Annotated in this window: 27 protein-coding genes; 19 read left to right on the top strand and 8 right to left on the bottom strand. The window is 54.0% G+C overall.

Annotation, left to right across the window (positions count from 1 at the left end; all coding sequences use genetic code 11):
• Positions 1 to 27 precede the first annotated feature (27 nt).
• A complete protein-coding gene (locus H8B13_RS15380; RefSeq protein WP_187311709.1) occupies positions 28 to 726 on the top strand; it encodes a metallophosphoesterase family protein in 699 nt (232 codons plus the stop codon).
• An 84-nt stretch (positions 727 to 810) separates the two neighbouring features.
• Here H8B13_RS15380 and H8B13_RS15375 read toward each other — a convergent pair whose 3' ends face one another.
• On the bottom strand, positions 811 to 1,614 hold the full coding sequence (locus H8B13_RS15375; RefSeq protein WP_187311708.1) for a tetratricopeptide repeat protein: 804 nt from the start codon (positions 1,612 to 1,614) through the stop codon (positions 811 to 813).
• A 99-nt stretch (positions 1,615 to 1,713) separates the two neighbouring features.
• Positions 1,714 to 2,253 (bottom strand): hypothetical protein, encoded by a 540-nt coding sequence (locus tag H8B13_RS15370; RefSeq protein WP_187311707.1) that lies wholly within the window; start codon positions 2,251 to 2,253, stop codon positions 1,714 to 1,716.
• Positions 2,254 to 2,406: 153 nt separating this feature from the next.
• Here H8B13_RS15370 and glyA point away from each other — a divergent pair, with 153 nt between their 5' ends.
• From glyA to rpiB, 3 genes are all read left to right on the top strand, one after another.
• On the top strand, positions 2,407 to 3,699 hold the full coding sequence (gene glyA / locus H8B13_RS15365) for a serine hydroxymethyltransferase (RefSeq protein ID WP_187311706.1): 1,293 nt from the start codon (positions 2,407 to 2,409) through the stop codon (positions 3,697 to 3,699).
• Between the two features lie 152 nt (positions 3,700 to 3,851).
• A complete protein-coding gene (gene tatC, locus H8B13_RS15360) occupies positions 3,852 to 4,742 on the top strand; it encodes a twin-arginine translocase subunit TatC (RefSeq protein WP_261990406.1) in 891 nt (296 codons plus the stop codon).
• 47 nt (positions 4,743 to 4,789) lie between these two features.
• Positions 4,790 to 5,218, top strand: coding sequence for a ribose 5-phosphate isomerase B (rpiB, locus tag H8B13_RS15355; protein ID WP_187311705.1), 429 nt, complete (start codon positions 4,790 to 4,792; stop codon positions 5,216 to 5,218).
• On the opposite strand, the gene H8B13_RS15350 is transcribed toward rpiB, so the two are convergent.
• Positions 5,219 to 6,595: a hypothetical protein gene (locus H8B13_RS15350; protein WP_187311704.1), complete on the bottom strand. Its 1,377-nt coding sequence runs from the start codon at positions 6,593 to 6,595 to the stop codon at positions 5,219 to 5,221.
• Between the two features lie 243 nt (positions 6,596 to 6,838).
• On the opposite strand from H8B13_RS15350, the gene rbfA reads away from it, so the two are divergent.
• The 4 genes from rbfA (at position 6,839) to H8B13_RS15330 (ending at position 12,736) form a co-directional block, all read left to right on the top strand.
• The gene (rbfA, locus tag H8B13_RS15345) at positions 6,839 to 7,267 is read left to right on the top strand and encodes a 30S ribosome-binding factor RbfA (protein WP_187311703.1); all 429 of its coding nucleotides are present in this window, start codon (positions 6,839 to 6,841) and stop codon (positions 7,265 to 7,267) included.
• A gap of 97 nt (positions 7,268 to 7,364) precedes the next feature.
• Positions 7,365 to 8,174, top strand: coding sequence for a class I SAM-dependent methyltransferase (locus tag H8B13_RS15340; protein WP_133274498.1), 810 nt, complete (start codon positions 7,365 to 7,367; stop codon positions 8,172 to 8,174).
• Between the two features lie 203 nt (positions 8,175 to 8,377).
• Positions 8,378 to 9,607 carry an FtsX-like permease family protein gene (locus H8B13_RS15335; RefSeq protein ID WP_187311702.1) on the top strand — a complete coding sequence of 410 codons (1,230 nt, stop codon included), beginning with the start codon at positions 8,378 to 8,380 and terminating at the stop codon, positions 9,605 to 9,607.
• A gap of 171 nt (positions 9,608 to 9,778) precedes the next feature.
• A complete protein-coding gene (locus tag H8B13_RS15330; RefSeq protein ID WP_187311970.1) occupies positions 9,779 to 12,736 on the top strand; it encodes a DEAD/DEAH box helicase in 2,958 nt (985 codons plus the stop codon).
• 37 nt (positions 12,737 to 12,773) lie between these two features.
• On the opposite strand, the gene H8B13_RS15325 is transcribed toward H8B13_RS15330, so the two are convergent.
• A complete protein-coding gene (locus H8B13_RS15325; RefSeq protein WP_187311701.1) occupies positions 12,774 to 13,211 on the bottom strand; it encodes a hypothetical protein in 438 nt (145 codons plus the stop codon).
• Between the two features lie 416 nt (positions 13,212 to 13,627).
• Positions 13,628 to 14,821, bottom strand: coding sequence for a chromate efflux transporter (gene chrA / locus H8B13_RS15320; RefSeq protein WP_187311700.1), 1,194 nt, complete (start codon positions 14,819 to 14,821; stop codon positions 13,628 to 13,630).
• 260 nt (positions 14,822 to 15,081) lie between these two features.
• On the opposite strand from chrA, the gene H8B13_RS15315 reads away from it, so the two are divergent.
• Entirely contained in the window at positions 15,082 to 15,690 is a 609-nt protein-coding gene (locus H8B13_RS15315; RefSeq protein ID WP_187311699.1) for a TlpA family protein disulfide reductase, read from the top strand.
• Positions 15,691 to 15,698: 8 nt separating this feature from the next.
• Here the strand turns inward: H8B13_RS15315 and H8B13_RS15310 are convergent, their stop codons facing one another.
• On the bottom strand, positions 15,699 to 16,106 hold the full coding sequence (locus tag H8B13_RS15310; RefSeq protein ID WP_187311698.1) for a BLUF domain-containing protein: 408 nt from the start codon (positions 16,104 to 16,106) through the stop codon (positions 15,699 to 15,701).
• A gap of 426 nt (positions 16,107 to 16,532) precedes the next feature.
• On the opposite strand from H8B13_RS15310, the gene H8B13_RS15305 reads away from it, so the two are divergent.
• Together H8B13_RS15305 and H8B13_RS15300 are read left to right on the top strand one after the other, a co-directional pair.
• A complete protein-coding gene (locus H8B13_RS15305) occupies positions 16,533 to 16,745 on the top strand; it encodes a hypothetical protein (protein WP_133274492.1) in 213 nt (70 codons plus the stop codon).
• A 327-nt stretch (positions 16,746 to 17,072) separates the two neighbouring features.
• On the top strand, positions 17,073 to 17,570 hold the full coding sequence (locus tag H8B13_RS15300; RefSeq protein WP_187311697.1) for a hypothetical protein: 498 nt from the start codon (positions 17,073 to 17,075) through the stop codon (positions 17,568 to 17,570).
• Here the strand turns inward: H8B13_RS15300 and H8B13_RS15295 are convergent.
• Positions 17,560 to 18,429, bottom strand: a complete 870-nt coding sequence (locus tag H8B13_RS15295; protein WP_187311696.1) for a hypothetical protein — start codon at positions 18,427 to 18,429, stop codon at positions 17,560 to 17,562. The two genes, H8B13_RS15300 and H8B13_RS15295, sit on opposite strands and share 11 nt — an antisense overlap.
• A gap of 113 nt (positions 18,430 to 18,542) precedes the next feature.
• Here H8B13_RS15295 and H8B13_RS15290 point away from each other — a divergent pair, with 113 nt between their 5' ends.
• Positions 18,543 to 20,072, top strand: coding sequence for a M20/M25/M40 family metallo-hydrolase (locus tag H8B13_RS15290; RefSeq protein ID WP_187311695.1), 1,530 nt, complete (start codon positions 18,543 to 18,545; stop codon positions 20,070 to 20,072).
• 13 nt (positions 20,073 to 20,085) lie between these two features.
• Here the strand turns inward: H8B13_RS15290 and H8B13_RS15285 are convergent, their stop codons facing one another.
• Positions 20,086 to 20,538: a GNAT family N-acetyltransferase gene (locus H8B13_RS15285; protein WP_187311694.1), complete on the bottom strand. Its 453-nt coding sequence runs from the start codon at positions 20,536 to 20,538 to the stop codon at positions 20,086 to 20,088.
• Between the two features lie 82 nt (positions 20,539 to 20,620).
• Here H8B13_RS15285 and H8B13_RS15280 point away from each other — a divergent pair, with 82 nt between their 5' ends.
• The 7 genes from H8B13_RS15280 to H8B13_RS15250 all read left to right on the top strand — a co-directional run bounded on the left by H8B13_RS15280 (position 20,621) and on the right by H8B13_RS15250 (position 26,659).
• Positions 20,621 to 21,061, top strand: coding sequence for an SRPBCC family protein (locus H8B13_RS15280; protein WP_187311693.1), 441 nt, complete (start codon positions 20,621 to 20,623; stop codon positions 21,059 to 21,061).
• An 846-nt stretch (positions 21,062 to 21,907) separates the two neighbouring features.
• The gene (locus tag H8B13_RS15275; protein ID WP_187311692.1) at positions 21,908 to 23,152 is read left to right on the top strand and encodes a class I SAM-dependent rRNA methyltransferase; all 1,245 of its coding nucleotides are present in this window, start codon (positions 21,908 to 21,910) and stop codon (positions 23,150 to 23,152) included.
• A 126-nt stretch (positions 23,153 to 23,278) separates the two neighbouring features.
• A complete protein-coding gene (locus H8B13_RS15270) occupies positions 23,279 to 23,626 on the top strand; it encodes an ArsR/SmtB family transcription factor (RefSeq protein ID WP_187311691.1) in 348 nt (115 codons plus the stop codon).
• Positions 23,627 to 23,657: 31 nt separating this feature from the next.
• On the top strand, positions 23,658 to 24,239 hold the full coding sequence (locus H8B13_RS15265) for an ArsI/CadI family heavy metal resistance metalloenzyme (protein ID WP_187311690.1): 582 nt from the start codon (positions 23,658 to 23,660) through the stop codon (positions 24,237 to 24,239).
• Positions 24,240 to 24,265: 26 nt separating this feature from the next.
• On the top strand, positions 24,266 to 24,664 hold the full coding sequence (locus tag H8B13_RS15260) for a DUF2255 family protein (protein ID WP_187311689.1): 399 nt from the start codon (positions 24,266 to 24,268) through the stop codon (positions 24,662 to 24,664).
• Between the two features lie 42 nt (positions 24,665 to 24,706).
• Positions 24,707 to 25,810: an ACR3 family arsenite efflux transporter gene (gene arsB, locus H8B13_RS15255; protein ID WP_187311688.1), complete on the top strand. Its 1,104-nt coding sequence runs from the start codon at positions 24,707 to 24,709 to the stop codon at positions 25,808 to 25,810.
• Between the two features lie 39 nt (positions 25,811 to 25,849).
• Entirely contained in the window at positions 25,850 to 26,659 is an 810-nt protein-coding gene (locus H8B13_RS15250) for a cation transporter (protein WP_187311687.1), read from the top strand.
• Positions 26,660 to 26,674 lie beyond the last annotated feature (15 nt).

Below are 26,674 nucleotides of genomic sequence, written 5' to 3'. Positions count from 1 at the left end.
ATTAACGCCCTAACACTCTAAACGCTAATGGCTCGCTACGCTACCACCGATTTGCACGGCTGCCTGCACACCTTCCGCCACGCGGTAGAAACGAAGTTGCGGCTGCGCGCCACGGATGAGCTGTACGTGCTGGGCGACTATGTAAACAAAGGCCCTGACAGTCGTGGCGTGCTCGATTACTTAATGCAGCTACAAAAAGCTGGTTTTCAAGTGTGTTGCCTGCGAGGCAACCATGATCAGGATCTGCTTGATGCCGCTCACGGCCGGGACTCTGTTACCTGGGCCTCGGCCGATGACCGGGCGTTGACGCTACAAAGCTTTGGAGTGAAAGAGGCGGCTCACATCCCTGAATCTTACCTGCGCTGGCTCGATGCGTTGCCCTACCAACTGGATATTCAGGGCTTTACGCTCGTTCACGCTGGCTTTGATTTTCGTTTGCCCCCCCAGCAAATGCGCCAGGATTGGAACACGATGCTTAATATCAAGCAGTTCGTTTTTGATGCGTCGCGGCTACAAGGGCGGCGCTTGTTGCATGGCCACGTTCCTACGCCCACGGCCGAAGTTCAGCGGCAAGTAGATGCTCGCCAAGGAGCAATTGGCCTCGATACGGGCTGCGTTTACCGCCACAATCCGGAGCTGGCTCACTTAGCCGTGCTGGACCTAGATTCGTTTCAACTTCAGCTTTATCCTAATCAGGAAGAACCGTATCCGATAGCTCGCCGCTGAGCACATCAAGATTTGGGAAAGGAGTTGTTGAAAGACTTACCTGCTCATAAAAAAGCCCCCCAGCGTCTTGACTGGGGGGCTTTTTTATTGGTCTTGGAGTACGTTGTCGTGCAGCACGAGCTGGGCATCTTCCCGGTACGGATTGTTGGGGTCGTCGGCTACCTGCCGCAAAATAGCACGAGCCTCTACCGGGTGCTTACTACGCCAATGCACCATCCCCAGGTGATAAAGCGCCTTACCAGCCAGCGGAGAGTTTGACTGCTGACTTACGCGGCGCAGGTAAGAGCGCGCGGCAGTTGGCCGGTCTTGCTGAAGCAGAAAAATGCCATTGTAGTAGAGCAGTGTATCCTGCCCCACCTGATCGGGGGAGAGGCGCTGCAAAATCCGGAGCGCGTCGGGGTATCGGCCCGCTTGGTATTGGTGCATGGCCTCGGCTAATAAAGGCCTGCGGGCAATGCTCGGGTCATCTTCCGATAAGCCCATATCTGGCTGATAATAGCGGCTCCAGGCAGCAGGCGCGTCCGATTCGCTAGGACGCAGCATCAACCACGTACCGATGCCGACCAGAATCACGCCCATAATGGCTAGCAGCCAACGCCGACGGGTCCGCCGCCGAATGGTGGCCGGGCTGCGCTGTACTCGGGTCAGGGCTTGTTGACGTTGGTCTAAGCTTTGGTCCAGCGCCTGAAGTTGTTCCTGCAATATCTCATGGCCAGCCGCCCAGCGCAGATCGGCCGTTAACTGCTCGTAAGCCTGGTGCGCCTTCAGCAATTCAGGGTCTTCGAGCATGCGCTCCTCAAAGGCTTCCTGCTCGGCCGCTGATAGCTGACCGTCAGCGAAGCGCTCCATATCTTCCAAATACGGGCGTAAGTCGAAGGACGACGTCATAGAAGAGGTGGAACTTTGAACCAAGGCAGCGCGGGAAGCTAAAGAAGCATGAGGAATGAGACGTGAAGGCCGCTAAACAAGAAAGGGGCCAGCATCCGGCTAGGTATCGGTAGAGGGTAGCGTATGGCAGTCAGCGTCGGGGGTTTGCAACGCTACTTCATACAGCTTGCGCAGGTAAGTAGATTTCTGAATACGAGCCACTACAGCATTAGGGTAGCCCATTTTGCCGGCTACTTTCTCGAAGTTATAACCCCGAAAATAAAAGTAAGAAAGTACTTGCCGACAATCGGCGCCCAGCGCGTGAAACGCCCGCAGCAGATGCTGACGTCGGTTGGCTTCGGCCTGGGGCAAACGCTGAACGGAGGAATCATCGAGGCGCTCCCGGGCCATGTCATAAATGAAAGCGCGCAGGTCGGGAGGCATTTTGGTCAAGCGGCCATCGGTAGCGCGGTCGTAAAACTCCAGCAATACGGCCCGCAGCGTGGCGTGAGCGGTAGCTGGTTCCTGCTTATAATGCCACTTCGCCCAGCGCGCAAAATGGTCGCGGTTCTGCTCGTAGAAAGTAATCAAAGATCTCTGATTGCCCACACGAAGCTGGGCCAGAAGTTCGGCGAGGGGCGATACCATAGAAATGCTCACGTAGCGTATGGCAAGTAACGAGGAACAAACGACATGCGGAAGAAGTATCCCGAGTTTGCCGGCAGCTTATTAGTAAATTGCTGGTACCTGCTGCTGAACATTGCCACGAGCTGTGTATTTATTGCTAAATGATTCACCCCTACCTTTGAGGCTATGGAAACGACCACAACTACTCTCGCCCCCGATACCGTGCTGTTTGACCTTATTCGTAAGGAAAAAGAGCGCCAAACCCACGGTCTTGAACTCATTGCCTCTGAAAATTACGTCTCGGAGCAGGTGATGCGGGCGCAAGGGTCTATCCTCACCAATAAATATGCCGAAGGCTTGCCCGGCAAGCGCTATTATGGCGGCTGCGAAATTGTAGACCAAGTAGAGCAGCTGGCCATCGACCGCGCAAAGGAGCTGTTTGGCGTAGAATGGGTGAATGTGCAGCCGCACTCCGGTGCCCAAGCTAACGCTGCTGTGATGCTCGCCATCCTTAATCCCGGCGACAAAATTCTGGGTTTTGACCTAAGCCACGGGGGGCATTTAACGCACGGCTCGCCCGTCAATTTCTCGGGTAAGCTATATAAGCCATCTTTTTACGGCGTGGAGCCCGAAACAGGTCTTATCGATTGGGAGAAGGTAAAGGAAACCGCCCGCCGCGAACAGCCCAAGCTTATTATCTGCGGAGCCTCTGCCTACTCCCGTGATTGGGATTATAAAGCTCTGCGCGAAGCTGCTGATGAAGTGGGCGCTTTGCTGCTAGCTGATATTTCGCACCCCAGTGGCCTGATTGCCAAAGGGTTGTTAAATAATCCGTTTGAGTATTGCCACATTGTGACAACTACTACCCACAAAACGCTGCGCGGACCGCGTGGGGGGCTTATTTTGCTGGGTAAGGACTTCGAGAATCCGTTTGGCCTGAAAACGCCGAAAGGAGAACTGCGCATGATGTCGGCGCTGCTCGACTCCGGCGTATTCCCCGGCACGCAAGGCGGACCATTAGAGCATGTGATTGGTGCTAAAGCAGTTGCCTTCGGTGAAGCCCTCACCGAGACGTATGCCGACTATACACGTCAGGTTATCCGTAATGCTAATGCCTTGGCTACAGCATTTACGGAACGCGGCTATCAAATTATTTCGGGCGGCACAGATAACCATTTGATGCTAATCGACTTGCGTAGCAAAGGCCTCACCGGCAAGCTGGCCGAGAACACCCTTATCAAAGCTGATATCACCATCAATAAAAACATGGTGCCCTTCGATGATAAGTCGCCTTTCGTGACTTCAGGTATGCGTATCGGCTCAGCGGCCGTTACGACGCGCGGCCTCGTTGAAACGGATATGACGCGCATTGTGGAACTGATCGACGATGTGCTCATGCACCACGATGACGAAGCACACCTTAGTCGAGTACGCGGGCAGGTAAATGAGTGGATGCAGGCTTTTCCGCTGTTTGCCTAGGCAAAAAATATAGCGTGGACATACGAACTGGATGCGGGAAAAGCGTTAAAAAAGCCCCCCGCTACCATCGTTTTTGGCTGGCTGCGACCTAGGCAGCCAAAAACTTCGTACGTCTGGCGCAGGCACTTAACTACGCAGGTGCTACCTACTTCATGTTATTAACTCAAGTATCAGTGGATCAAACTAGCATCCAAGCCGAAAACCGGCCGGGCGAGCCCCAGGAGATGTCTTTCATCGATCATCTGGAGGCCCTGCGCTGGCATATCATTCGCGCCGCCATTGCGGTCTTAGTGTTTACGCTGGGGGCTTTTTTGGCAAAAGACTTTCTCTTTCACGACCTGATTCTGGGCCCTTCACGTCCCGATTTCTGGACGTACCGCATGTTTTGTGAGTTTGGAAAGCTAATCCATGCCCCCGACCTCTGCGTGGACCCTATTACGTTTGATATTCAGAACCGTCAGATGAGCGGGCAGCTGACCATGCACATCAGTAGCTCATTTATTGTGGGTCTGGCGATGGGTTTCCCTTATACCTTCTGGGAAATATGGCGCTTTGTGAAGCCGGGCTTATATCCACACGAGCAGGCGAACTCGCGCGGCGCAGTATTCTTCGTCTCGATTCTCTTTATTCTGGGCTTGTTGTTTGGCTACTATATTGCTGCGCCGTTGAGCATCAACTTCTTAGCGTCTTATCAGCTTGACCCCAGCATTGAGAATCAGATTGACTTGCAGAGTTATCTGAGCACGCTTACTACAATGTCGCTGTCCTGCGCTTTTGTATTTGAGCTGCCGATGATCGTGTTTTTCTTGGCAAAAGCCGGTCTGATTACGCCCGAAATCATGCGCCTGTACCGCAAGCATGCGATTGTCGTCATTCTCATCGTGTCTGCCATCATCACGCCTCCCGATGTATCGTCCCAGCTCATCGTTACCATCCCGATTTTGCTGCTGTACGAGGTAAGTATCAATATTGCCCGCATCGTACGCCGCAATAGCCTGCAAAAGCTCAACGCGGATTTGGTGGCTAACAACGGCCAGAGCTAAGCACTCTATTTAGCTCTATCATTCACAAACTGTAGCACAGCACCGAGATGAAAATTGCCATTGGCTCTGACCACGCCGGATTTGAGTACAAGCAAATGCTAGCCAAGTGGTTGCGCGATGCCGGCCACGAGGTGCAGGACTTTGGTACCCATTCGCCTGACTCCGTGGATTATCCTGATTTTGTGCATCCGTTAGCCTCCGCTATCACGGCTGATGAGTTCAAGCAGGGAATTCTAGTTTGCGGTAGTGCCAACGGTGTGTGCATTACCGCCAATAAGCACCGAGGCATACGAGCGGCCATTGCCTGGGAGCCTGAACTAGCCTCCTTGGCCCGTCAACACAACGATGCCAATATTCTGTGTGTGCCGGCCCGCTTTATAAGTGAAGAGGCCGCCCGCGAAATCACCGACAAGTTTCTTAACACCGAATTTGAAGGTGGTCGCCACCAAACGCGCGTCAATAAGATTGACTGCTAGCTACTTGAGCCGGTACACGCGTGGCGTGCTGGTTGGCTGATAGCGTCCAAAAATGGCGGGCAGCTTATAGCGCAGCTCTGGCAGCAAACCTACCTCATCAATGAGGTAAGTGGGCGGCTGGGGGGCAAAATTTTGCGACAACCGGAAGATGGCAGCATACTCGTTGAGGTGGCCGAAATCAGCTTGCGCTAGTCGCCAGTCGAGGTAAGGCGAGGCCAAACTATTCTGCACATACGGGCGCCGGTCGGGGCCGAGCACTAGAAGGCGCTGCCCTTGTACGGCCGTATAGGCGGGATGGGGCTGCACCGCATAACGGCTTTCAGCTGGAATCTTTACTAACTCTTCTATGCCCAGCGTAGCTCGATACCGGATTATCAGAATGCCTCCCAACACGATCAGCAACAGCACATCGGGTACCCAAGGGCGGGGGGCTTTTTGCCAGAGAAAGAGGCCAAAATAGGTGAGAGGCGGCAAAGCCAGCACCAGCGTGCCGGGCGCTACACCGCCCCCGACTGCCATCATCAGGCCCGAAGCCAGTAGCCAAACCAGCATCAGCTGCCGGAATTTTACCTGAAATACTAGCCCCAGCGACGTGGTGAAGGCACGCCCCAACGCAAGCAGCAGAATAATTCCGGGCAGAATCAACAGCCGTAGCTGCACCCACAAGGGTAGGCCATCCGTGCCAGCAACTAGGCCTTGCAGCGTAGGCCGCAGATGAAATTGAACGAAGCCAGGCAGGCTTTCTGTGTATAGGAAAAAAGTAGCGACAACGATATACGGAAAGAAAAACCCGCATAGCAACAACAAAAAGCTGCGGAAGGAGTTGGCCGCGAATATGATGACGGCGAATAACCCAACCAGCAGAAACAGCGCCAGCGGCAAATAGCACAAGGCCGCCAGTCCAGTCAGAAAGCCAGCTCGAAAAAGGCGGCGGTTGTCGTAGCCCTCGCGGGTGGTAGGCAATAAAGCGCTTAGCGCCGTCACAATAAATGTGTGACCCAGCAGCAGCGGCGAAAGTGTATCGAGCTCGGCGGTAACGCTGGCTACGAGCAAGTAGGTCAGGGCCGCTACATACCCCCGTTCGGGGTGAACATCGGCGCGATTGAGCACTAAGTTGAGCCGCAACGCCTGGAATAGAAGCAGCGCCAGCGCTAGGATGCGATAAAGCCACAGCGGCCGACTAGCAATTAAGTCAAGAACTGCAAAAACAACAGCCGACAAAGGTGCCGTGCTATCGTAGAGGTCATGATAGAGAAGCGCGCCCGCGTGCATCCGCTCCCCAATCAGCAAAGCCCGCAGCTCGGCAGCGGTAAGCGGCACGCCCAGCCAGAGTAACGGCAGCCTAATGGCCAGCACCAGCACTAGCAGCGTGATCAAACGGGTAGAAAGCGGCCTTTTAAAAAAACGCAGCAAGGAGAAGTGTGTGCAAAAGGTTTAGTTAAAAGGCCAGTCGAAAGTGCTGAACACAATACTTAATCAGGTTTTGCTGCGTAAAGCTAAAACGAAAGCGCGTGGAAGGCTCCATGTGAGCCCGTTGGCTTTGATTATCACCCCCTGGTTGGAAGTCTGCTTACGGAGTGTGAACTACTGATTGCCTAAATCTTACCTTTGTCGGCTATTATGGAAAGTAAACGTCAGCAAAAATTCGCCAGCTTGTTGCAACAGGATCTGGCCGCCGTCTTTCAACGCGACCTGCCTCACCTGTTCCCAGGTTTGCCCCCCGGCATCAGCACCGTGCGCGTATCCCCCGATTTGGGCGTGGCCCGCGTATATCTGAGCCTGCTGTTGGTGAAGGACAGCGAGGCTGTGTTGCGCGATATCCGTGACAATAGCAAAGCCATTCGCCAAGCCTTAGCTAAGCGAATCCGCAAGCAAGTACGTGTTATACCGGAGTTGAATTTCTTTCTTGATGACAGCGCATCGTACGCTGCCCGGATGGATGAGGTAATCAACACCCTGCATATTCCGCCCGCGCCGGCGCCCGACGACGAAACGGATACGCCCACCGAGGGCAAGCGCCCCAAGCTATTTGCCGACGAAGACGAGTAATGTTGGGTAGGCAAGCGGGAAGCAGTACGCTTCATCAAAAAAGCCCCCCAGAATACTATAGAACGGCAATTTACCATTCACAACAGGTAACAGAACTTTGTATTACGATCCGATTAAAAAGTCGCTGGGAGAGGTGTTTAACCGCACGCCCTGGCTGCGCCGCCTCTTCTATTATCTGCTTGATTTGCTGCTGCTGCGCACCTGGCACGTGCACCGCGAGCTGCGCCAGTGGTCCAAAGGCCGCACCGATGAAGCTCTGAATATCCTCGATGCAGGCTCCGGCTATGGTCAGTATACCTACTGGCTTTCCGGGCTGAGCAAAAAATGGCAGATTCTGGCCGTCGATGTGAAAGATGAGCAGATTGCCGATTCAAACCGCTTTTTTCGCCAAATCGGGCGCCGGAACGTGCAGTTTGCCGTGCAGGACTTGGTGCTGTATCAGGAGCCGAATACGTTCGACTTAGCGTTGTCGGTGGATGTGATGGAGCATATTCTGGAAGATGTGGAGGTGTTTACGAACATTCATGCGTCGCTCAAAGACGGTGGTATGTTGCTGATTTCCACGCCCTCCGATCAAGGCGGCTCCGACGTACACGGCGACGACGAAACCAGCTTTATCGAGGAGCACGTACGCGACGGCTACAACATCCACGAGATTCAGCAGAAGCTGCGCACCGCCGGCTTCGACCGCATTGAGGCACAGTATAGCTACGGCGAGCCCGGCCAGATTTCGTGGCGCCTCAGCATGAAGTACCCCATTCTGATGCTGGGCGCTTCCAAGTGGTTCTTTGTGCTGCTGCCATTCTATTATCTAATCACGTTTCCGTTCTGCTTGCTTCTAAACTGGATCGACGCCAACTCCAAACATGATTCTGGGACAGGTCTAATCGTAAAAGCCTGGAAATAGCCCCCCAGCGCATCAGCTTTCCGCGAAGCGGCGTATCTTGCCTTGCTACTTTTCACCAGATGCTTGAGTCAGTTGACGAGCGCATGGAGAGAGAAGCTTCATCTAACAACCACGAGGAGCGTCCGTGCCACCTCAAAGATTTCATGCGTCGCGCCAGTTAACTCCGTGATAAGCTCCGCTTTTATTCCCCGTTTGCGCCCCGCATGAACGTTTCGTTGCTCATAGCCCGGCGTTACTTTTCGTCTAAGAAAAAGCGCAACATCATCAGCATCATCTCCAACATCTCCATGATTGGAGTGGCGGTGGGTACCATGTCGTTGATTATTGTGCTTTCCGTGTTCAATGGGCTCGAAGACCTGGTACGCACGCTCTACGGCAAATCTGACCCCGATCTGCTGATCACGGCGGTGGAAGGAAAGTCATTTGAGGTAAACAACACGCTGCTCAACCGCCTGCGCACCGCGCCCGGCGTGAGTCTGGTGACCGAAGTAATTGAGGACAATGCCCTGCTACAGTACCACGACCGACAGATGGTGGTGAAGATGAAAGGGGTAACCGGTAATTATTTCGCTCAAACCAATATCGATTCATCCATTGTGGAGGGCGACCACCGTCTGCGCCGCGGCGGCGAGGCGTATGCTCTCATCGGGGCCGGGGTGCAGCACGAGCTAAGCATTGCCCTCGACAACCGCTTCTCGCCTCTGCGCCTGTTGTATCCGCGCAATACGGGCAAGCGCACGCTGTCGATGAACCCCGAAAACGCCTTTTCCGAACAGTCTATTTTGGCGGGGGGCGTTTTTCTGATTGAGCAGCAGATTGACAATAGTTACGTATTCGTGCCGCTCGATTTTGCCGAGGAGCTGCTGCAGTATGGCAACCGGCGCACGGCGCTGGAAGTACGCGTGGCCGAAGACCACCCAGTAGAGGAAACCCAGGCCGATATTCAACGCCTGATTGGACCCAAGTTTAAGGTGCTGAACTCCGATGAGCAGCACGTAAGCTTGCTCAAAGCCATCAAAGTAGAGAAGATGTTCGTGTTTATCACCTTCGCCTTCATTCTGCTCATTGCCTCGCTCAATATCTTTTTCTCGTTGTCTATGCTTGTCATCGATAAGCGCAAAGACATTGCAATTCTGATGGCGATGGGTGCTACCAACCGCACTGTGCGTAATGTTTTCTTGCTGGAAGGCGCTATTGTAGCCTTTGTTGGAGCCATTGTCGGGCTTGTGCTAGGCATGACGATTTGCTGGCTTCAGCAAACTTTCGGGCTGGTATCCATGGGAATGGCTACTAGCGTTGTCGATTCTTACCCAGTGAAAATGCAATCCTCCGACATTGTACTGACGAGTATTGCCATTATTATAATTACCATCTCGGTCTCCATTCGACCTGCGCTGAATGCCTCGCGCCTCGATGTACGCGAAAATCTGTAACGCCGGAGCCCATATCGGAGTATGCATTCTATAAACCCGTCGTAGTACTATAACCGACGGAACTGTAGTCTGTGCTCATCATAATTAGTGACAGATTATACTTTGCTTTTCGCGAGAAAAGTTAATATTTGATGTTTGTCATTGATTTCTACGCCGTTGCCGGCGCTGATTATGAAGGTTTCTACGTCGCAGCCGTTTCAAATTGTTTATTCGCTGCTCGAACACGAATACTTAGGGTATTTATTTGAATCCTACGTAGTGCAGCGCAACCCGCGCGGACAATTAACCCTTCAGCATCAGACAGTTTCGGTTAAAAATGCTCCCGAATTTGCTGCCGGCCTTGACCCTATCGATTTCGAACTAATTGCTCTCACCGATCAGATTCAGCAGGATTGCGTCATTAAAGAGTTCTGGCCCAAAAAGACGACCCCCGCTGATTTCTTCTTCAAAATCTATGACCCTGAAAAGGGAGACAAAAGCTTACAGGAGCAAATAGCCCGCTACGTGCAGGAGCGCATGGGGCAGATTCTGGCGCGTCTGGGGGGCAAATGTGTCTTCATTATGGGCAAAGACGGTGAGCCCACCTGGCGCGAAATAAGTATGGCCGATGAGCCCGCGTCAGTGCTTTTCCACTTCCGCCGTAACGAGGATAATACCCACTATTTCCCCACTATCCAGTACAAGGGGCAAAAGCTGGATTTTCAGTTTAAGAATGCCGTAGTCGTAAGCGCGCAGCCCGCGTGGCTGATGGTTAGCGATGTACTCTACAGCTTCCGCAATGATGTGGATGGCAAGAAGCTGCAACCCTTTCTGAATAAGAAGTTTATCGTTATTCCACGTCAGGTAGAGGACAGCTACTTCCAACGCTTCGTGGCCCCGCTGGTCGAGTCCTTCGATGTGCACGCCCGCGGCTTTGATATTCGCTCGGAGCGCTACGTAGCCCGGCCCCAACTTACGTTCTCTGATGTGCCTGGCGTGTTGGTCGTAACGGAGGAAGCATCACGCGCTGGCGCTCGCAATGGAAATCTGCCCCCCAGCGCCAATACTACCGTCTCTTCCGGCCACATTCACTTCGATCTTTCCTTCCGCTACGGCGACCACACCGTGCCCAATAGCTTCGATAAGCGGGTGAGCGTAAAGCTGGAAAAAACCGCCGACAGCTACATTTTTCATCGCCTCATTCGCAACATCGACCACGAGGAGGCTATGATTAAGGAACTTGCTGACCGTGCGCTGGAAGTGCGCAACGGTCGGGCCGTGCTTGAAAAAGCCACTGCTTTTCGCTGGCTCCATAGCCACGCCGAAGATCTGTCGCGCCTTGGCTTCACGGTGCAGCAAAGCACCACTTCAGGCAAAGACTACTTCATCGGCGCCATTACGGTGGAAGTAGGCATCACTGAGTCCAACGACTGGTTTGATGTGCACGGCACGGTGCGCTTCGGAGAGTTCGAAATTCCCTTTGTAAAGCTGCGCTCCTATATTCTGGGGCGGCGCCACGAGTACCGCCTGCCCAATGGCCAGATTGCCATCATTCCGGAAGAGTGGTTTTCACAGTACCTGGAGCTGTTCGCGTTTTCGGAAGAAACTGATAATACGCTTACGCTGCGCAAACATCATCTGGCCTTGGTCTCGGACTTGCAAAATGGCAACCTGGCCACCGTTACCATGTCGCGGAAGCTGGAGAAGCTGCGGGGCTTTGAAACTGTAGAAGAACAGGCTATGCCGACTGGGTTCAAGGGCAAATTGCGACCTTATCAGAAGGCTGGCTACGATTGGCTGCACTTCGTGAAAGACTATGGCTTCGGTGGCTGCCTGGCCGATGACATGGGCCTTGGCAAAACCATTCAAACCCTGGCTTTGCTGCTTCAGCGCAAAGAAAGCGGCGATAGTTCTGGCTCGGCTTCGCTGCTTGTGATGCCTACCTCGTTGGTTTTCAACTGGATGAGCGAAGCCTTTAAGTTTGCGCCCAGTTTGCGCCTTCTTATCTACACGGGCACCTACCGCGACAAAAACGTAGAGCAGTTCTCAGATTATGATGTGGTGCTGACCAGCTATGGTATCGTGCGCCTCGACGCGGAGCTACTCAAAACCTACAAGTTTGACTACGTCATTCTGGATGAGTCGCAGGCTATTAAAAACCCTTCATCTACTACATCCCAGGCTGTCCGTGGGCTGCACTCGCGCCACCGCCTCATTCTGACTGGTACGCCGGTAGAGAACAGTACGATGGATTTGTGGTCGCAGATGTCATTTATCAACCCCGGTTTGCTGGGCTCGCAGGCATTTTTCCGCAAGGAATTTCTTAAGCCCATTGAAAAAGGCAAGGACGAAACTCGCACCCGGAAGCTCCATGCGCTTATCAAACCCTTTATTCTGCGTCGTCATAAAGCCCAGGTAGCTAAAGAGTTGCCTGAGAAGATAGAGCATATAAGCTACTGCTCCATGACGGATGAGCAGGCGCAGTGCTACGAAGAAACTAAGAGCTTCTACCGCAATAAGATTCTGCGCAATATTGAGGAGCACGGTACGGCCAGCACGCAGTTTATGCTGCTTCAAGGCTTAACAAAGCTGCGGCAAATTGCCAATCATCCGCGCATGGCTGACGAAACCTACGAAGCGGAATCGGGCAAACTGCGTGAAGTAGTGCGCATGATTCGCAGCGTGGTAGCAGAGGGACACAAGGTGTTGGTATTTAGTCAGTTTGTGAAGCATCTCGATATTGTGCGGGCTTCGCTCGATGAAAAGCAAATTGAGTACGCCTACCTCGATGGCAACACGCGTGATCGGCATAAGGAAGTTGCTCGTTTCCAGGAAACCGAGGATTTGCGGGTTTTTCTTATCTCGCTTAAAGCCGGTGGAGTAGGCCTCAATCTTACCGCTGCTGACTACGTATTTATCCTCGATCCGTGGTGGAATCCGGCCGTGGAAGCACAGGCTGTTGACCGCGCCCACCGCATAGGCCAGCAGCGAACGGTGTTTACCTACAAGTTTATCTCGAAGAACACCGTAGAAGAGAAGATTCTGGCTTTACAAAATAAGAAAATCCAGCTCGTTACGGACTTGATTTCAACTGACGAGACCATTATTAAGAGCCTGACGAAAGAGGATATTGAGGAGTTGTTGGGGTAGGTGGACTAGTGCAATCGGTTATTTTGTCCACCACGTGTTACTGTTTGGCGGCATTCCAGGCTTGTTGCGGCTGATCGGTAGTTACGCCACTAAAATCTCCTCGTAGGGCTTTAAGTGCATATTTCTCCGCGTCAATTTCCCGGCGGGTTCGGTAGCCTAGCTTGCGAAAAATGGGTAGCGGCGGGCACCAACCCTGGATTGCGTGCCAGAGTAAAAACGATGCGACAACCCCGGGTAATGCAATCCAGCGCCGATCAACGGTACGGCTGGCAGCAAAGCCTAGCAACGACAGCGTGGAAGCATTCGCCATTAGTGTGCGGTCGATGTCCCACTCTTGATCTAGCTCCTGTATTCGTTTTTCCAAAGCGGCCGGTCCGGCTTGCGCACAAGCCCGCACCCGTGCGGCTGCGTCACGATCTAGTTCGGCGTTAATTTTATTAGAGGTACTGCGGCGGCTAGGGTCGTGGCTGGACATAAAGTGGGAGCGTCGAAGTGAAATAGCGTGTTCCGTTCTACGACCCCACTTTTAATCTGTTGCTAAAAGCTAATTGTTTGATACTTAGGCTGCCGCTTCATGTGGTCTGATAGCCTAAAAAGCCCCTCACCGCAATAGCGAGCACAAAAAATAGATTCTTATTCTCAGCGCGCCAGCTATAAGTTAGAAAAGGAATTCCGACCCGCTCGCAAGCCGCACATGTGATGCTGGTTAAGGCCAATTAGCAACCCTGCCATATACTAGCTCTGGTGACGTAACTCAAGCAAGAGACAAAAAAGCCGGAAGTGAAGAGCATTGAAAGTCTCGTAGCTTTTTCGTTTGGAGATGAGCACCAGTGATTATTCTTCGTTATATACATCTAGGTTAGTAACATTCAGTTTAATACTCAGCGTGTTTTATCCTGCCAAAGGCAACACGTGTAAGCCGTAGCCAACTACTGCCCCTCCCAGCACCAGCCACGCCGAGTTGACCTTATACCGCAATAGAAGCACAGCGCTGACCACAACAAGCACTATAGTAGGTGCATCCACAATCGCCGTACGGGCGAGCGTGAATGAAACGGCGGCCATAAGAGCCCAAGAAGCGGCATTAAGCCCGTCGAGGAAGGCACCAGCTAAGGGCGACTGTCGCAAACGCTTCAAAAGCGGAATACTTAAGCCAACAAAAAAGAAGGCGGGCAGAAAAATGCCCCCCGTGGCCACTAATGCTCCTGCCCAGCCCAACAGCACGTAGCCCACGAAGGTAGCCGTCGTGAATACCGGCCCCGGCGTGACCTGTCCGACCACTACTGAGTCGAGCAGTTGCGCCTGAGTAAGCCAGTGAAAGCGTTGCACTAAGTCGGCATCGAGGAAGGCCAACAGCACGTAGCCGCTACCGTAAAGCACCGAGCCAATTTTGACGAACACCAAAAAAAGCGGTCCCAAGCCCAGTGGAGCGCTACCGGCTGCTTCATTTGGCCTTAATCCAAAAACCGCCGGCATCAAAGCCAGTGCCGCCACGGTGCCCACCAACAGCAGTAGCGCTGGAGGCACCTTTTTGGTTTCCAGCGTTGGCCAGCGCAGGGCACCCATCGCTACACCGGCACCAAACAGGAGTAGCAACTCGTTTACGCCCCATAGCGCCAATGCCAGTCCAACAACGGCCAGCAGCTGCAATGTTTTGGTTTTGAGCGCCGAACGCCCCAGGCTCCAGAGTGCCTGCACGACCACCGCCACAATAACCGGCTTCACGCCATAAAGCACGCCGCTCATGGCTGGTAAGGTGCCGAAGCGCACGTAGGCCCAGGCAAAAGCCATAACAATGAGCATTGCCGGCAGAATAAAGCAGGTGCCCGCCACCAGCAGTCCTGCCCAGCCGCGCCGCTCGTAGCCAATGTGGATAGCCAGTTCAGTGGAGTTGGGGCCGGGAATGAGGTTGGCCGCGCTAAGCAAATCCAGAAACCGCTCCTGGGTAAGCCAGCCCCGCCGACGCACGACTTCTTCCTCCATCATGGCAATATGCGCCGCGGGTCCGCCAAAGGCAGTAGCGCCCAAGCGTAGAAACAGCAGCGCCAACTCGCCGAGCGAGTTAGTCGTGTCTGTCCTATCCATGGACTCCCAGCTGCAAGCGCTCACAGAATATATCGTTGAGCAGCACGACTATGCAGATACGAGTGTTGCTAGTAGCGTGGAAGCGTTGAAACATGCATTGCAATAACGTAAATCTAAGAGGAGAGGCACAATTACTCTGAATACTGAGCCGCTGGTGGTGACGGTAAGCTAACTTTCTGTTCTGGCTAAGTCTCAGCCCGTTCGGGCATAATGCGGCAGCTTTTGGCTTTCCTCGCTGTTTTCTTCTTAACTATCCGTCTATGAATCGTAAAAACCTGCTGCAATGGCTTCCTTTCGCCGTTCTGGCCCTCGTTCTGCTCACCGACCTGCGGCCGATTATATTGGGAGGCATGCAGCGCGGGTTGCTGGCTACCGGGCTATGGAAACCTGATCTGCCGACGTTAACTAATGGTGCGCCAAAAGATAAAATAACGCCCGCAGGCGGCGCGGCTTATCCCCATAATCTGCCTCTGGTCGCGCTGGGGGGCAAAAATGTCAATTTGAGTGAGCTGAAAGGGAAGGTAGTATTTGTGAATATGTGGGCGAGTTGGTGCCCGCCCTGCGTGGCCGAAATGCCGGGCATACACGCTTTATATGAGAAAGTAGATAAGACAAAAGTCGCTTTTGTAATGATTTCATTCGATGAAAAACCGGCAAAGGCGCAGGCGTTGCTCAAGCGGCGTAGCTATACTTTCCCCGTATATTTTCCTACGGGTCCGCTGCCGGCACCCTTCAATTCCAGCGCTATTCCTTCTACCGTCATTCTTGGCCCCGATGGACAGGTAGCCGCCCGCCACGACGGAATGGCGGAGTACGATACCCCGGAGTTTAAAGCAGCGCTGGAAAACTTGTTTATTCCTAATGGCTGAGCATGGCACTACAGCCGAGGACTATGCGCTACAAAGGGCTCCAGGCGGACGCGCAACGACCGGGGCGCGGACTGCTCAGTCTCTTCGGGCAGGCATTTTACTAATTCGGCAAACTGTGACGCCGCCAGCAAGTGCCCGGCCATACCCCAGTGCGGATACTCGCGCCGCGGCCTTCGAGAGCGCGTAACTACGGTTACCTGCCGGTGCCGGGTATCAGCTTGAATGCGGGCGAATAAGTTCTCTACCTCCGTTTCCGCTCCTTCCAATATTTGAGCGAAGTGCTCACCATCATAAAATAAAACCCCTGTAATATGATGGATAGAATTGAAGTTGCGGGCTTGCGTAACCAAGGACTGCATAGCCTCTGCGCTCAAGGGCGCTACAGCTCGGCTGACATAGATTAGTTGATAGAACATAGCGGCCCGCGCACAACAGGGCTTCGCCGCTAACCACGGCTGGGGTTGCGTTTGGGTAAGAGAAGATACACAATTAGCTGCACTTTTTTCTCTTACAAAGGCACCGGGAAAACCGCCACTGACAGGAAGTTGAACAGCTGCCGGCGATAAATAAGAAAAAAACCCGGACCTTGTATAATACGTTGACTTGTTGCAGGGAGCAAATTTGCCCCCCACGATCAGGCAAACGAAGCACATTACTATCTGAGCCGCAACCTATAGTTGATGGTGTTCAACCGGTGTATGGGTAGTGATGACAACGTAGAGTGTGCCCTTATACAGATCACAAATCGGGTTGTACGCCCTCAGAAGCGCTATTATTCGTAGAAATAAAAATTTAAATTAACCAGACTGACCCTTTTTGGCCAGTCTTGACGTTAGCTGTTTATGTCCACTTCAGTTAAGCGCCCACGGGCGCGCAAACCCATCGAAACTACTGGCCCCGCAATGTCGCATGCCGATCATCTGCTTTCTCTGCACACTCGTGAGCAAGGCAAAACGGTGATGTACAAGCAAGACGCTTGGGGCCACGTTGAAACGCGCTTCGTGCGCACTCAAAACGTGCCCGTTTGGGAAGCTAAAGGCTTCACAGTCCGTTAGTAATTAAATTCCCCTTCCCACTTCGCTTCCTGATTCTATAGCTGATCAATAGCTGAACCAGCAAAGCATTGTCTGATAGCCTGCACTCCCAAAGTGCGGGCTTTGTCACGTTAAGCATTGAGAGCTTTGTTTATCGTAGGACAGAAAATATACGTTGGGGGGCTTTTCTACTTGCCACGGTAGCGCAACTACATGTTGCAGGAGCGCACTTAGCAGGAGCAAATTCGGCTAAAATGTAGGCTTAGCCGGCGCCGACGCCTTTCGGCCCAATTTCTGTTTCTTGAGTTGCGGCAGCGACGGTCGGTGCTACGTCTTCTGATTCCTCTTGTGATTATCCGCAGCATTCCCCATTTCTGTTTGCAATACGACCAAGTGCTAAGTGTACTGCGCTTGGAATGGATAAGTGGCCCCGACATGAGCGAACTCCATACGAGCTCACAGCACTTGCTGGGTCTGATCCGCACCTTGAGCGTGCGCCATCTGCTACTCGATATGAATACAGTACCCGACTTATCCCTAGCCGACCAGGTGTGGCTCGGCGACCATTGGATGCCCGAGCTGGTGACGCTGACGCTCGAGCGGCTGGTGCTGGTAATCGACAGCTTTCGGGTTCATAATCAGCTGGCTATCGACGCCCTACACGATCTGGTGCAGCCGGGTATCCGCTTCGACGCGCAGTACTTTCCCGACTCTATATCGGCTATGGACTGGCTCACTGATGGATCGGGACGCTTGCCCACGTTGGCCGCCGAATGGGACGCTCGGCATGGCAATGCTCCTCAATTGGTCCGCTCAAGCTGGCTGCCGCTTACGGTCACTCACTGACCACCACGGCCATCTGATTATTGGCCGCATTAATGGCCAACCGACTGGCTTTATTCAGGCCCGAAGTCGTTCCAGTCATCTTCACTGGCTTCCAGCCATCGCGGTGCCCAGGCCGGCAGGCGTAAATCTGCTGCCCGTTGCTCATCAGCATCAGACCATTTTTTGTCCAGGCCAAATCTTCGGACCCCTCTAGCGCCGGACCAAGAATGCTGATAGCCCTAGTGTTAGTATCAAACCGCTTGATTAGCCACTTGCCGTCCGGCGTTTTCTCCAGGAAGCTGAGGGCGGCCTGATTAGGTATTTGTTTCAGCGAGCGGCCAATGTTACGGGCAATGATAGTGTCGCTGTTGGTTGCCAGGTTGAGGTAGTGCAACTCACTGCTGGGCGTTGCCAGCGCGTATACCAGCAGGCGCGATTGGTCAATCCAGGCATGATACCCAACTTTCAACTTGTCTATTAAAACAGTAGGTGGCCCGCCCGCCAGGGGGTATTTACCTAAGTCCTGCTGCCCATTGTCGCGCTGAATAATGCAGGAGAGAGACTGTTGGTCGGCCGTGAGCAGGGGCGAATATTCCCGCTCATGCGTAGCCGTAATCTGCTGCGTTTGGGCCGTTTTATAGTTGTAAGATTTAAGATCGGTACGGCTGCTGTCCGTGCTGGAGGAGTAGTAGAGCAGCGGCAGCGTAGGGTGGAAAAAAGGCTGGTTATCGTAGCCTTTGTGCGGCGTAATGTTGCGCGGATTGGACAGCACTACCGTGTTGCCTTTCACCGACAAGTCGACCAGATAAATGTCGGTATCTACCTGCGCCGAGGCCAGGAAAGGAAAAAGGCCGCAGAAAAGAAGTAGTAGTCGGTTCATAGGAGAATGGGCTAAGAAAAGTGAAAGTAAGGCTAGTTCATGACATATGGTTTTTTGCTTGTCGCCTCTTACCTTGTTCGCGGCTGTGCCCACTTTGTGCCCAGCTAGTTGCTATGAAAAAACAATACACGGCGAGTCTGATTTTGCTCCTGACTTTGGTAGGATTTGCGGGCCCCGATTCGGGGGTGCAAAAGGTGCGGCGGTACCGCCAGACTCACGAATTACCATTGCTGACAGAGTATATGCAGTTTCTGACCATTCCAAATGTGGCCGCGGATAGCGCTAATCTGCGCCAGACGGCCGGTTTCATTTTGAGCATGATGCAGAAGCGGGGCATCAAAGGACAGTTATTGCAAGCGAAGGCCCCAGGAGTGCCGCCCGCCGTGTATGGCGAGGTGCGTACGCCCGGCGCAAAGCGTACTATTATATTTTATGCGCACTACGATGGTCAGCCGGTTAATGCGGCGCAGTGGGCCAGCGGGTTAAGTCCTTTCAAACCCCAGCTAACCAGCGCCGCTTTGACTCATGGGGGGCAATTTATTCCGATGATGCAGACTGGCGAAACGTCAAAGCCGGACTGGCGCCTCTATGCCCGCAGCAGCTCCGACGACAAAGCCGGTGTGATGGCCATCTTAGCAGGCTACGAAGCTTTGGTGCAAAGCAAGCAGCGGCCCGGCGTCAACATCAAATTCTTTTTTGAAGGCGAAGAAGAGAAAGGCTCACCGCACCTGAGCGAGATTGTGGAAGGCAACCGCGCCCTGCTCGCCTCCGACCTCTGGATTATCTGCGACGGGCCCGTGCATCAGTCGGGGCAGAAGCAGGTGGTGTTCGGCGCCCGCGGCGACGTGAATGTGGGCCTCACCGTGTACGGCCCGAAGCGGCCTCTGCACAGCGGGCACTACGGCAACTGGGCACCAAATCCAGCGTTGCTTATGGCCCAGCTGCTGGCTTCTATGAAGGATAGCACCGGCCGCGTGACCATTGCTGGCTTTTACGACGACGTAACTCCGCTTACCGCCAAGGAGCAACAAGTCCTGAGCCGCGTGCCCAACCTCGACGCGCAGATACAGCAGGAGCTAGGTTTTGCTCGGGCCAATGGTGGGGGGCAAAGTTTGAATGAATTAATCAATCAGCCTTCCCTAAATATAAATGGAATGCGCAGTGCCAATGTAGGCGCGCAGGCGGCCAACGTGATTCCTACAACCGCCGAGGCTACTCTGGATCTGCGCCTCGTGCTTGGCAATGACTGGGAGCGGCAGGTAGCCAAAGTGGTGAGCCACATTCGACGCCAGGGCTTTTTCGTAACAACCCAGGAGCCCACCGATGCCGAGCGCGCCCGCTATCCGCGCATTGTGCGCCTCACACCTCACACGGGCTACAATGCCGAGCGCACTTCCATGGATTTGCCTCTGGCTCAGGAAGTAGTGGCCGCCGTGCAGCGCACAAGCACACAGCCAGTAGTACAGGTGCCTACTTCCGGTGGCAGCCTCCCGCTGCACGTGTTCAAGAAAATAAACGCGACCACGCTCACCGTGCCCGTTGCGAACTACGATAACAATCAGCACGCCGAAAACGAGAATATTCGGTTGGGTAACCTCTGGGATGGAATGGAAACCATGGCTGCGATTATGCAGCTGAAGTAGCGTGATTTCGTAACTACATCAGCCCTTTCTGCATGCACACGCTGTTTTCAACGCCCACATATTGCCCATAATTGGGGATGCGTTGGTAGCCGCTTCTTTCATAAAGGCGGATGGCTTCGGGCTGCTTCATTCCAGTTTCCAACACGCAGCCTTTATAGTGTAGTTCGCGTGCCCACTGCTCCAGTTCCGCCAGAATAGCCGCCGCAACGCCTTGGCCGCGCCAGGCTGGCTGTACATACATGCGCTTGATTTCCACTAGCTCGCCGCTAAACTCCTTGAACGCCACGCATCCAATCGGATCTTCCTGCTGATATACGACTACTACGTGCTTAATAGAGTCAACCTTGTTGAACTGGGAATAAAAGGCATGGTCGGCGCCGTCGCGCTCCCCCAAATCGTGGTCGAGCAGTTGCACTAGCGCCCGAAAGTCGGGGTTATCAGAGGTGGTCCGAATTAGGTGTAGCATAGGAGCAAATTACTATACATTGACCGAGTTAACAGCGTATGCGATAGTTGTAACCTAACCTCGCAGCTACCTGTTTGATGCTATGCATCTTACTCTCCGCACACATGTAGCGCAGCCGCCCGCTCAGGTTATGGCCGGTTTCACCCGCGAGCTATTTCTGCAGCTAGCCCCCCCGTTTCCTCCGATGCGCCTGCAGCGCTTCGATGGCAGCCGCCGGGGCGACCAAGTGGAGATTGAACTGGGTGTTGGCCCCATCAGCCAACGCTGGACCAGCCTGATTACCGACGACGGCGTCCTGCCAGATGGCACCCATTATTTCGTGGATGAAGGCCAGCAGTTACCGGGACCCTTGCGCTTCTGGCGCCACCGCCACCTCATGCAGCCCGCCCCCGACGGCGGCACCGAGATTATTGATGCCGTAGAATTTCGAACGGCCTCGCCGGTGCTGGATGCGCTGCTCTACCCCGTGATGTGGGCGCAATTTGCCTGGCGCAAACCTATTTATCGGCGGCTGTTTCGGTGAGGAATAATACGTATCTAAGCTGGGCAGCAGCCCACTTGTCTACCCTTTCTCGCTACTCATCGTAAGGGTAGACAAGTGGGCTGCTGGAAATTGTCGGCTAACTCGTGCTTTCGTAGTTCCCTTATAAAGCAACGCTGAAAGCGCCCTGAGTGATAGTTTTCGTGAGGGATGGATTGATATTGCCCGTGCCTGTAAAGGTGAAAGTGCCCTTTGTAACGGCGCTGTCAGGGTAGAAACAGTAATGGAGCCGTTGGTCGAGCGGCAGAGGCCATCGCCGGAGTGCGCCGCATACACATTCCAGCTATTCGGCGCCAGAGTATAAGTTCCTAGCCTTTTAGGCATCCGCAAAGTTATCCCTGCGCCCCCCCGGGAAGCGTCCAGGCTTCCTTCAACTGTAATATCAGGGCCGTCCGTCGTCTGCATGGCGAAAGATGTCGACGCGGTTCGGTCATCAACGGTCCAGGTGAGGATTGTTTGATTGGAGGGTGCCGGGTCCTGACGGAAGCAACCGATCAGAGCGGTCAGCAAGAGTGCTTTTGGTGCAGCAGTCCGGAAAAAGCGCTGGGTAAACGTCATATAAGTAAAGGCTACCAGAACAGTAAGACATCAGTCTCGATCAAACTAAATAAAACGGGTTCAAGCATTCCATCCTAGCAATTGCCTAACACCTTGGTAAGATAGCTTCTACCGGCGGTGGTGAGCTAAAACTCCGCACGGCTCCACGGTCATTCGATGCGCTGCTGTATTGGTTTCTGTAGACGCCAGCCCATTTACGGCGGCTGTTTCGGTGAAGGGGCCGAGTTTGACGTACTTTTGCCCCCCAGCACTCTTTTATTCCTCGCCGCCATGCCCGCCATCGTCATCCTCAAACCTGGTAAAGATCAATCCTTGCGTCGCCTGCATCCGTGGGTATTTTCGGGCGCCATTGCCCGCATGCAGGGACAGCCGCAGGAAGGTGAGGTAGTGATTGTGCACGCTTCCAATGGCGAACAGTTGGGCGTGGGCCACTATGCACCGGGCTCTATTGCGGTACGTATGCTGGGTTTTGGCCCCGAGGCTACAGAACCAGATGCCGCCTTTTGGGAGGGTAAGCTGCGAAATGCTTACCAGCTGCGCCAACGGTTGGGGCTTACCACTCAAGGCAACAATTCTTCTCAGCCGACTGCCGGAAAATCCCTACAGTCGGCGAAAGCCGACGCTACCGATGTGTATCGCTTAATTCACGCGGAGGGCGACGGGCTGCCGGGCCTGATTGTGGACGTGTACGGCGATGTAGCTGTATTGCAAGCTCACAGTGCAGGTATGTACTTGGCACGGCCGCAAATAGCTGAGGCATTGAAGGCCGTATTAGGCGACAAGTTGCGCGCCATCTATGATAAGAGCGCCGAAACAGTACCGGCCAAAGCTGCTCCTGAGGCGAAGAACGGTTATTTACTGGGCTCTTCTACTGGCACCGAACATCTGGTACACGAAAACGCCCATCCCTTTGCCGTAGACTGGGAAACCGGTCAGAAAACGGGCTTTTTCATCGACCAACGCGACAACCGCGACTTGCTGGCCCGCTACTCGGCTGGCCGCCGTGTACTGAATACGTTTTGCTACACGGGGGGCTTTTCGGTGTATGCTCTGCAAGCCGGTGCCACTTTGGTGCACTCCGTGGATAGCTCCAAGCGCGCCATCGAGCTAACCGAGCGCAACGCGGCCCTCACCGGATTGGAAGATAAGCACGCGGCCTATGCCCAGGATGTGTTCACATTTATGAAAGCCAGCGAGGAGCAATACGACCTCATCGTGCTCGATCCGCCTGCGTTTGCTAAGCACCTCTCGGCCCGCCACAATGCCCTGATGGGCTATAAGCGTCTGAACGCAGCCGGCCTGCGCCGCATCGCGCCGGGGGGCATTTTGTTTACCTTCAGCTGCTCGCAAGTAGTTAGCCGCGAGCTATTTCAGGGCGCCGTGCTGGCGGCAGCTATTGAGGCGGGCCGGCAAGTGCGGGTTCTCCATCACCTTACCCAACCCGCCGACCATCCAGTAAGCTTGTTCCACCCGGAAGGTGAGTATCTGAAGGGCTTGGTGCTGGCGGTGGAGTAGGAAAGGCAGAAGAGATTTATTGCAAAATTTCAAGCTAAAGAGCATGAAAACATAGATAGAATTATCTATGACGTAAACATATGCCATAGTATGTCGTATATTTGCGTCATACTTCATGGTTCCTTTATGACTTACGCCAAAACCACTGCCTTCACAGCGGAACAGCAGCAGCTAGCCCGCATAGCAAAAGCTTTGGCGCATCCGGCACGCGTCGCTATTATTCAGTTGCTGGCTTCTAAAAGAACCTGCATTTCCGGCGACATCGCGGCGGAGCTACCATTGTCGCGCACTACGGTGTCGCAGCATCTACAGGAACTCAAGGCGTTGGATCTTATTCGGGGCGAGATTGATGGCCTCACCGTTTGCTATTGCCTCAATACCGAACTGCTACGCCAGGTACATCAGCAATTCACAGCCTTTTTTGTCGAGGCGACGGCCACGGATAGCTGTGCGCCGGGTAGTGCTTGCTGCTAGCTTTTACTTCATTTCTAACCTTTCTGCACTTATGGAAACTGCTGTTTTTCCCCGCATGCACGTCTCGCTGTACGTGTCTGACCTGACCGCTACGGTCAACTTTTACACGGCTTTCTTTGGGCAGCCAGCCGCCAAAATTCGGCGTGGCTACGCCAAATATGTGTTAAATAAGCCGTCGTTGATTATCTCCTTCGTTGAAAATCCCGACCGTGTGGCCAGCAACTTTGGTCACTTGGGCTTCCAGGTCGAAACGGTGCAGGAGATGGAGCAACACTTGGAAGTAGCGCGCAAAACTGGCCTACTGCCCCGCGAAGAAATGGGCACCAGCTGCTGCTACGCCAAGCAGGACAAGTTCTGGGTAAACGACCCTGATGGCGTGGAGTGGGAAGTGTATTACTTCCACGAAGACGCCGAGTTCAACGACCCGCGCTATCAGGAAGAATATGACCAAGCCAACGGCAGCAGCAGTCAATGCTGCATCGCGTCGGCCGCCAAAGCCGCGACGGTTGCGGAGGAAGTGCTGACTACCGCACCTATGGCCTTCACGTTGGTAGACGCTACGCCGGCAAACTCAGGCGCAACGGCCTGCACACCGGGCGGCGGTTGCTGCTAACGCGACCAGATAATACCAGTCTTACTATGACATCTACTGCACTTTCACCCCAAGAATACATCCGGCAGCATAACCTGATCGGCATTCGCGCTGGTCAGGAGCGTCCTTCTTTCCTTAACATCTGGATGGTCGTGGTCGATGACCGCATTTTTGCTCGATCGTGGGGATTAGCTGAAAAAAGCTGGTTCACTACCTTCATGGCCGACCCGCTCGGTGCCATTCGCTGCGGCGACCAGGTAGTGCCCGTGCGGGCCGTAGTCCCCACCGATTTGCTGCAGCTGAATGAGCGCATAAGCCAAGCCTACCTCGATAAGTACGACTCGGGCGCCAACTCTCCCTATGCACAAGGCATCATCCAGCCTGAGCACGTGGCCCACACCGTCGAGCTTGTGCCGCTCTCCCCTAATACACCTTCAGCAACCTGATTCTGGGGGGCTTTTTCTGGTTGTCCTGATGAACACCATAGTATGAAAACCTATCAGCCTCCCATTTCAACTCCTGCGCCCCAAGCGGTAGCCCGGAAAAAGCTTTCGGGCCTCGATAGAGGTCTGACACTCTGGATATTCCTGGCTATGGGAGTGGGCGTGGCGCTAGGTTACTTTATGCCAGGTGTGGAGCGGGCCGTCGACTATTTTACGGTCGGCACCGTGAACGTGCCCATCGCCATCGGCCTGATTCTGATGATGTACCCGCCCCTGGCCAAGGTGAAATATGAGCAGCTGCCCACCGTTTTTAAGAACACCCGCATCATCGGCCTGTCGCTGGTGCTGAACTGGCTGGTGGGGCCGCTGCTTATGTTTTTCCTGGCTATCTGGCTGTTGCCCGACAAGCCCGAATATATGATGGGTCTGATTCTGATTGGCATTGCCCGCTGCATTGCTATGGTGCTGGTATGGAACGACTTGGCCGATGGAAGCCGGGAGTATGCGGCCGGGTTAGTCGCTCTAAATTCCATCTTTCAGGTGCTTTTCTACTCGGTGCTTGCGTGGCTGTTTATCACCGTGCTGCCGCCGTATTTTGGGCTGAAAGGCTACGCCGTAAACATTGGCATCTGGGACATAGCGCAGAGTGTGCTCGTGTATCTGGGTATTCCGTTTCTGGGGGGCTTTTTATCGCGCCTGATACTGCGCCGCCTCAGGGGCGACGCCTGGTATGAGCAGGTATTTATTCCCGCCATCAGTCCCATTACCTTGATTGCCCTGTTGTTGACTATCGTGGTCATGTTTAGTTTGAAGGGCGAGCTGATCGTGCGGATTCCCCTGGATGTGCTGCGCATAGCGCTGCCACTGGCGTTGTACTTCGGCATCATGTTCGTCGTCAGCTTTGTGGCCGGCAAGTGGCTAGGGGCCAATTATGCCGAAAATGCTTCCATCGCCTTCACGGCCACCGGCAACAACTTCGAGCTGGCTATTGCCGTGGCTATCGGCGTGTTTGGGCTGAACTCGGGCCAAGCGTTTGCCGGCGTCATCGGGCCGCTGATTGAGGTGCCGGCCCTGATTGCTTTGGTTAATGTGGCGTTCTGGTTTCGCCGCCGCTGGTATGCCGGCCGAACGGTGACCCTACAAGCTTAATTTTCGTGTTGCGGAGCAGAAGATTTTCCACCATTCGCAATGAACAAATCCATATTCCACGTCGCCAACATGGACTGTTCCGCCGAAGAACAGCTCATTCGGATGAAGCTGGGGGGAAATGAAGCCGTGGAAGGGCTGCATTTTGACTTGCCGGGCCGGCAGCTGACCATTTTTCACACTGGTGCCGTGGAGCCTTTGGCGAAAACGCTGGAAGGACTTCGGCTAAACAGCGCTCTAATCGCGACGGTGGACGCTGGCCTAACTGATCTGACCGAAGATGCGCCCGCCGACCGACGGCTGCTTTGGACGGTGTTGGGCATCAACTTCTTCTTCTTTGTGCTGGAAGCCCTGACTGGCTTTCTAGCCCACTCTCTAGGCTTGCTAGCCGACGCCCTGGATATGCTGGCCGATGCCCTGGTATATGGCCTGGCCTTATATGCCGTCAGCCGGGTCGTACGCACGCAAAAACGAGTGGCTAAGCTCAGCGGCTATTTTCAGCTTGCCCTGGCCGTGGGCGGTCTGGGCGAGGTCCTGCGGCGCTTTGCGGTCGGGGAGCAGGAGCCGGACTTTGGCCTGATGATGGGCATCTCGGCGTTGGCCCTAGTGGGCAACTCAGCCTCGCTGTATCTGCTGCAAAAGTCGCGTAGCCAGCAGGCGCATATCCAAGCCAGTCAAGTGTTTACCTCCAACGATGTAATTGCCAATATAGGGGTAATTGTGGCTGGAGGGCTCGTGTATGTTACTGCCTCTGCTTGGCCTGATCTAGTCATCGGCCTTGTGGTGTTCGCGCTGGTCGCGCGCGGAGCCTTCCGTATTTTTCAACTCGCTAAGTGGACTGTTCATCAGTGATTCAATTGTTTTTCA

The sequence above is a fragment of the Hymenobacter sp. BT188 genome (assembly GCF_014333585.1).
Classification (GTDB): domain Bacteria; phylum Bacteroidota; class Bacteroidia; order Cytophagales; family Hymenobacteraceae; genus Hymenobacter.
The sequence above is the reverse complement of the archived record's forward strand: the minus strand, read 5'-3'. Positions and strand labels throughout refer to the sequence as shown.

What these genes read in the sequence shown, in the direction of transcription:
- H8B13_RS15315 (WP_187311699.1), top strand. Translation starts at nt 15,082, where the DNA reads ATGAATCGTAAAAACCTGCTGCAATGGCTTCCTTTCGCCGTTCTGGCC.
- H8B13_RS15285 (WP_187311694.1), bottom strand. Translation starts at nt 20,538, where the DNA reads ATGCTACACCTAATTCGGACCACCTCTGATAACCCCGACTTTCGGGCG.
- H8B13_RS15270 (WP_187311691.1), top strand. Translation starts at nt 23,279, where the DNA reads ATGACTTACGCCAAAACCACTGCCTTCACAGCGGAACAGCAGCAGCTA.
- rpiB (WP_187311705.1), top strand. Translation starts at nt 4,790, where the DNA reads ATGAAAATTGCCATTGGCTCTGACCACGCCGGATTTGAGTACAAGCAA.
- H8B13_RS15290 (WP_187311695.1), top strand. Translation starts at nt 18,543, where the DNA reads ATGAAAAAACAATACACGGCGAGTCTGATTTTGCTCCTGACTTTGGTA.
- tatC (WP_261990406.1), top strand. Translation starts at nt 3,852, where the DNA reads ATGTTATTAACTCAAGTATCAGTGGATCAAACTAGCATCCAAGCCGAA.
- glyA (WP_187311706.1), top strand. Translation starts at nt 2,407, where the DNA reads ATGGAAACGACCACAACTACTCTCGCCCCCGATACCGTGCTGTTTGAC.
- H8B13_RS15375 (WP_187311708.1), bottom strand. Translation starts at nt 1,614, where the DNA reads ATGACGTCGTCCTTCGACTTACGCCCGTATTTGGAAGATATGGAGCGC.
- H8B13_RS15280 (WP_187311693.1), top strand. Translation starts at nt 20,621, where the DNA reads ATGCATCTTACTCTCCGCACACATGTAGCGCAGCCGCCCGCTCAGGTT.
- chrA (WP_187311700.1), bottom strand. Translation starts at nt 14,821, where the DNA reads ATGGATAGGACAGACACGACTAACTCGCTCGGCGAGTTGGCGCTGCTG.
- H8B13_RS15275 (WP_187311692.1), top strand. Translation starts at nt 21,908, where the DNA reads ATGCCCGCCATCGTCATCCTCAAACCTGGTAAAGATCAATCCTTGCGT.
- arsB (WP_187311688.1), top strand. Translation starts at nt 24,707, where the DNA reads ATGAAAACCTATCAGCCTCCCATTTCAACTCCTGCGCCCCAAGCGGTA.
- H8B13_RS15265 (WP_187311690.1), top strand. Translation starts at nt 23,658, where the DNA reads ATGGAAACTGCTGTTTTTCCCCGCATGCACGTCTCGCTGTACGTGTCT.
- H8B13_RS15260 (WP_187311689.1), top strand. Translation starts at nt 24,266, where the DNA reads ATGACATCTACTGCACTTTCACCCCAAGAATACATCCGGCAGCATAAC.
- H8B13_RS15305 (WP_133274492.1), top strand. Translation starts at nt 16,533, where the DNA reads ATGTCCACTTCAGTTAAGCGCCCACGGGCGCGCAAACCCATCGAAACT.
- rbfA (WP_187311703.1), top strand. Translation starts at nt 6,839, where the DNA reads ATGGAAAGTAAACGTCAGCAAAAATTCGCCAGCTTGTTGCAACAGGAT.
- H8B13_RS15325 (WP_187311701.1), bottom strand. Translation starts at nt 13,211, where the DNA reads ATGTCCAGCCACGACCCTAGCCGCCGCAGTACCTCTAATAAAATTAAC.
- H8B13_RS15335 (WP_187311702.1), top strand. Translation starts at nt 8,378, where the DNA reads ATGAACGTTTCGTTGCTCATAGCCCGGCGTTACTTTTCGTCTAAGAAA.
- H8B13_RS15330 (WP_187311970.1), top strand. Translation starts at nt 9,779, where the DNA reads ATGAAGGTTTCTACGTCGCAGCCGTTTCAAATTGTTTATTCGCTGCTC.
- H8B13_RS15250 (WP_187311687.1), top strand. Translation starts at nt 25,850, where the DNA reads ATGAACAAATCCATATTCCACGTCGCCAACATGGACTGTTCCGCCGAA.
- H8B13_RS15380 (WP_187311709.1), top strand. Translation starts at nt 28, where the DNA reads ATGGCTCGCTACGCTACCACCGATTTGCACGGCTGCCTGCACACCTTC.
- H8B13_RS15310 (WP_187311698.1), bottom strand. Translation starts at nt 16,106, where the DNA reads ATGTTCTATCAACTAATCTATGTCAGCCGAGCTGTAGCGCCCTTGAGC.
- H8B13_RS15295 (WP_187311696.1), bottom strand. Translation starts at nt 18,429, where the DNA reads ATGAACCGACTACTACTTCTTTTCTGCGGCCTTTTTCCTTTCCTGGCC.